This is a genomic window from Luteolibacter pohnpeiensis, assembly GCF_016595435.1.
GTDB classification, from domain to species: domain Bacteria; phylum Verrucomicrobiota; class Verrucomicrobiia; order Verrucomicrobiales; family Akkermansiaceae; genus Luteolibacter; species Luteolibacter pohnpeiensis.
The window spans coordinates 1-4,323 of record NZ_JAENIJ010000074.1 but is presented as its reverse complement, the minus strand read 5'-3'; the positions used below and the strand labels follow the sequence as shown (position 1 = coordinate 4,323).

8 protein-coding genes are annotated in these 4,323 nt (G+C 52.0%); 2 read left to right on the top strand and 6 right to left on the bottom strand.

The features are described 5' to 3' along the window. From JIN85_RS19820 to JIN85_RS19805, 4 genes are all read right to left on the bottom strand, one after another. On the bottom strand, positions 1–221 hold a 221-nt coding region (locus JIN85_RS19820), incomplete at its 3' end, for a PIN domain-containing protein (protein WP_200272297.1). Beyond that, the gene (locus tag JIN85_RS19815) at positions 218–466 is read right to left on the bottom strand and encodes a FitA-like ribbon-helix-helix domain-containing protein (protein WP_200274108.1); all 249 of its coding nucleotides are present in this window, start codon (positions 464–466) and stop codon (positions 218–220) included. The genes JIN85_RS19820 and JIN85_RS19815, both read right to left, overlap by 4 nt. A gap of 80 nt (positions 467–546) precedes the next feature. Beyond that, complete coding sequence (locus JIN85_RS19810) at positions 547–957, bottom strand: DUF736 domain-containing protein (RefSeq protein WP_200274107.1); 411 nt, start codon at positions 955–957, stop codon at positions 547–549. A gap of 68 nt (positions 958–1,025) precedes the next feature. Further along, entirely contained in the window at positions 1,026–1,388 is a 363-nt protein-coding gene (locus JIN85_RS19805; protein WP_200274105.1) for a DUF2958 domain-containing protein, read from the bottom strand. Between the two features lie 579 nt (positions 1,389–1,967). On the opposite strand from JIN85_RS19805, the gene JIN85_RS19800 reads away from it, so the two are divergent. Then, a complete protein-coding gene (locus JIN85_RS19800; RefSeq protein ID WP_200274104.1) occupies positions 1,968–2,456 on the top strand; it encodes a hypothetical protein in 489 nt (162 codons plus the stop codon). Here JIN85_RS19800 and JIN85_RS19795 read toward each other — a convergent pair. Then, a complete protein-coding gene (locus JIN85_RS19795; RefSeq protein WP_200274102.1) occupies positions 2,438–2,662 on the bottom strand; it encodes a hypothetical protein in 225 nt (74 codons plus the stop codon). The two genes, JIN85_RS19800 and JIN85_RS19795, sit on opposite strands and share 19 nt — an antisense overlap. A 74-nt stretch (positions 2,663–2,736) precedes the next feature. Here JIN85_RS19795 and JIN85_RS19790 point away from each other — a divergent pair, with 74 nt between their 5' ends. Next, positions 2,737–3,306 carry a tyrosine-type recombinase/integrase gene (locus tag JIN85_RS19790; RefSeq protein WP_200274100.1) on the top strand — a complete coding sequence of 190 codons (570 nt, stop codon included), beginning with the start codon at positions 2,737–2,739 and terminating at the stop codon, positions 3,304–3,306. 671 nt (positions 3,307–3,977) lie between these two features. Here JIN85_RS19790 and JIN85_RS19785 read toward each other — a convergent pair. Beyond that, the coding region (locus JIN85_RS19785) for a WD40 repeat domain-containing protein (RefSeq protein ID WP_200274098.1) at positions 3,978–4,323 on the bottom strand (346 nt) is incomplete at its 5' end.

Genomic DNA, 4,323 nt, shown 5'->3' with positions numbered 1-4,323 from the left:
CGCCCTTCAAACCCCTGTGCGACAAATCCGGTGAAATGATCCGCCAATCGATCACGCCGCTTGCCGCGATCGAGGCGTTTGATGCCATACTGGATCTCACCAATCGTGATCGTGGTAATCGCCAGATTCAGCATTTTCTGCTTCGTCAGCCATGAAGAAACCCTTTCGTCGGGAACTTCACGCATCAGTTCCGAAATCACATTCGTATCCAGAATAATCATGCGTCGAACTCCATAACCGGGCGCTTTGAATTCCGCGGGGGCAACTCCAGTTCAACGCCCTCACCCGCGCCGAAAAACTCACGCGATAGCTCGAACAGGTTTGCTGATTGCGGGGACCTCGCTTTCGACGCCTCCTGCAAGATTTGCCGGACATAAGCCTCCAATGAAACGCCCGATTGTGCGGCCCGAACCCGCAGACTTTCCTTGGTGGTATCGGGTAGATCCCGAATGGTAATGTTTGCCATGAAAACCTCCTTCTCTGTGATCATTGTAATCAATGCAATCATTGATGTCAAGTTGGACTCGAATCTATCCCCCTCTCGTGCTAACCCGGGCGGACATGCAATTTTACCAATGCACCGATCGATCGGGTATCACGGATTTCGGACGAACCACTTGAACCGGAAGTATCCGCCGGAATTTCACGTTTCCACAACAGTTGATAGATCGGCAGTCCCGTCATCTTCCCGACTGACTTGAGCAAATTCATGTAGATTGGACGAGGTATCAAGGGGTCGTCGATTTGGATGCGAATGTAAGGCCTACCGGAACCGCTCACGCGATGCCAGCCAGCGCCGGCCTCAAATCCTCCTACATAGACCCGAAAGTCCGGCAGACGAGTTCCGCCCGAGGGTTTCGATGGCACAATCCGAAGGGGCTGAGTGACAGTCAAAGTTTTCCAAGTTCCTTCAAACGAACCAGCTGCCGTCTGGCTCAATTCAGCGACTACAATCATCGATAATCTCCTTTTTTGTTCTGATGATGAATGGCGCAGCCGCAGCGTTCTGGCTGCGCCAGTAGAGGTTAGGCGCGGATACGACCATGAGTCCACGCTTCGCGGGCGTATTCCAGAATCGTCTTGTCGGCCTCGAAGAACAGATCACGTTCCAATGGCAACCCAAGGGCTCCTCTTACACTTTCCAATTCCGAAATACGGACCAGTCCAAGTTCAGGGCATTGCATGCCCAGATCACACAGACCGAATGCGAGATCTGGATCATCCGCGAGGATTTCGCTCAGTAACCAAGTTGCTGAACCGTCTGGCGAGAATAGTTTCACCACTGGCTGAAAGTCAATTTCGTGCTCCGTCCCCCTCACCGGCTCTTGACGTAGTCCATTGGCGACTAGTTGGTTTCTCAAAGTCATGGTTAGTAATTTCATCTTCATTTCCTTTCGTTGTCTCCCCTTGAATGGGAAGGGTTTGCGATATGCAAACCTGCCCTCCGGCGAGGATGGGGGTAGCAACTGCAATGGAAATCGATGAGGTTGGTGCGGGCGCACAAGCGCAGCGCGGAGCCACGGCCTCGTCTATTTCCATTGCAGGCGCGAGGGGCAAAGCCCCTTAGCATCTATGCCATCCTCCCGGGCCCGTATTCCGGGGCCGAGGACAGGAAACGCGGCAGGGTTGGTGAGAACACGGGCTAGCGTGTGAGGATCCGAGGTTCGAGGACCTCACACGTTTGCCGGTGTTGCGGCGTGGTGGAAGGCGGGGCGTTGCGGGGTGTCCCCGCTAGAAGGGGAAGTGGAAATCGTTTTCGATTGCAGCGTGGGGAAGGCTTTCCCCCAAGCCCTCAAGTAAAATTCCAGTTCTTTCCAAACGACCTAGCCCAAGTAAACTTGGTTCCTGATATTGAACCGTTACGCATACCGAATCTAGATGAATGCTAATGTCGGCATCATCCGGTTGTATTAGCGTTCCACTTCAGATAAAGTCATATGAGTTGTCTCATACAAGGAGGGCATATCTTGGAATTATCAGAATGGGTCGCAGTCCTTTCCTCAACCGTATCGTTTGCCACTCTGACAATAGTAATTCTTGAATTGCGCTTGGGGCGGCTACAAAGCAAAGCAAGCGCCTTGATCGAAGTGCATGGCAAAATCGAGCGGCTCGTCGCCATAGGCTTGGACAAGCCAGAGCTGTTGGAAGCAATTTCAATCGGCCCACCAGAAAAGGAAGCCTTGCGCAGCTACCTTCAGCTGTGGCTCAACCAAATCGAGTTAACCTATCGGCTACGTGCTTTTGGCCTTTATTCAAAACCTTATTGGGAAAGCATGGAACTGGATATCAGCGATTTCATGACCTTACCGCAAATGCAGACCCATTGGTCCAACCACTGCCAATACTATCCGCATGACTTCAGAGAGTTCCTGGAGAAATGCCAGAAGCAGGCATTCGAAGCGGAACCTCAGACGGCCGAGGCTCCGCCGGAAACAACTCAAGCCTCTACCACTTGAGCAGCGATCTTCTTGAGAGTGGCGATAGGTATGCGAATGAAGTCTTCACCGGTTGGTGCCTTGAGGTGCTCACGCTCCCCTGCTCCAAGGACATAGCCCTGAACATAGGCGTCGCCGCCGTCTGTAATGATTGCGGTCGGACAGGTTCCTCCCTTGCACAACTCATTCATCGGTCCATTCTCACCGATAATTTTTTGTATCGTCATGATTTTCAGTAGTTTGATGATTTTTATTGTCAGATGCGATAGAGTGAACGGAATACGGATTCTGTTCAGGAGGCATGAAAATGAGGTCGTTATACGACGGGGTTGGAGACCGCAAATACACGTCATTCGCCGAAAGACTAGCGTTCTTTGAGGTGGCATCCGCTCTCACCAATCCTAGGCATCGACTATTCTGCCTGGTGCTGCTAAACACAGGCTGTCGGATTTCGGAAGCACTGGGACTTCAGCGCGCGCATGTCGACTGGGGCGGTGGCTCACTGGTTTTCCTGACTCTCAAGCAACGCGGTGACATCAACTATCGGCCTGTCCCAGTTCCCGATGCACTGATTGAAAGCCTTCTAGCTTTGCCGGTCGCTGAGGACGGATACCTGTTTAATTTCGGTAGGACAACCGGTTGGAAAATCATCAAGGCCTGCATGAAGTCCGCCGGAATTGGCGGGATCAAAGCCACTCCAAAGGGACTTCGCCACGGTTATGCAATTGGCTGTGTGTCTATTGGACTCGTCCAGAGCAAGATTCAGGAGCTTCTCGGTCACAAACGAGCTGAAACAACATCAATCTACACCACCCATATCACTGAGGATATTCGTATGCAGTTTCATAAGATCTGGCTCATTCAGCCCTGATCTCTAACGAATCTCAAAGACGAATACGATGGTAGGCATTCGCTTTTTTGGGGTTGAAAATCGGAACATAAAATGGCAACTTTGAGACAAGTGAACAGAATCCGTATTTTGTTCACTTTCAAGGACAAACGAAGGTATATTCTCAATTGAGAAATAAGAGGATTAGGCGGGTAAAACTCGGGTTGATTGCCCGGTCCCCTACACACGGCCCGCCTTTTGGGCGTAATGGCACGAAGGAGATCAGATCGGATGTATCGTCCCCCTCGTTGCCGTTGCGTTCCCTGCAATCTAATAAAAGGAGCTCACATGAATAAAATCAACCTATCGCCGGTACTATTGCAGACCCTTGAATGGTTTGAACATCATCAATCTGAGATGATGATACATAGGGACGAGAAGGACGATTTGGATATCCTGTGGTCAGTTGCTGAAACCTGCGAAAGAATCCGCCGCAAGTGACATTCCCCAGGAAGACGGGCCTACATTTCTAGTGAAGTCCCCCAGTATTACATCGCACTCGGCTACGAGGATCGGCAAATTCCAAGGCCCCGCGTTCCACCTTCAAAAACGTCGCGAAATTCTATTCCGATTTCTTGCTGAGCTATTCATGGCAAAGAATGCCTTTACCGATTCTACGCAAAACATTTGTCGCTCGCGCAGATCGCTCCGCTTCAAGCAGCGGGCCATGGATTAAGCGGTCCATAGTACTCGGCGGGAAACAGGCGGCGGCGTTTCGCCTCGGAATCGTAACCCTGCCAGCCCAAGTGACGCCAGGCACCGGCGGTAGCATGGAGTATGCGATTACCAGAGAAGTCGATCAAAGCCGCCTCATTGCCAATCGTTAGCCAAGTCCGCAAGAGTTTGCCAGTAGCAGCATCCCACTCACGCATCGTAGCATCACCGCCGGATGATAGAATTCCCATCCCGTCCGGCGACCAGCAAACGCTGGTCACCCTACCCCCATGGCCCTCCAGCGTGAGCAGGCAGCGCCCGCCCACCGCGTCCCATACCTTCACC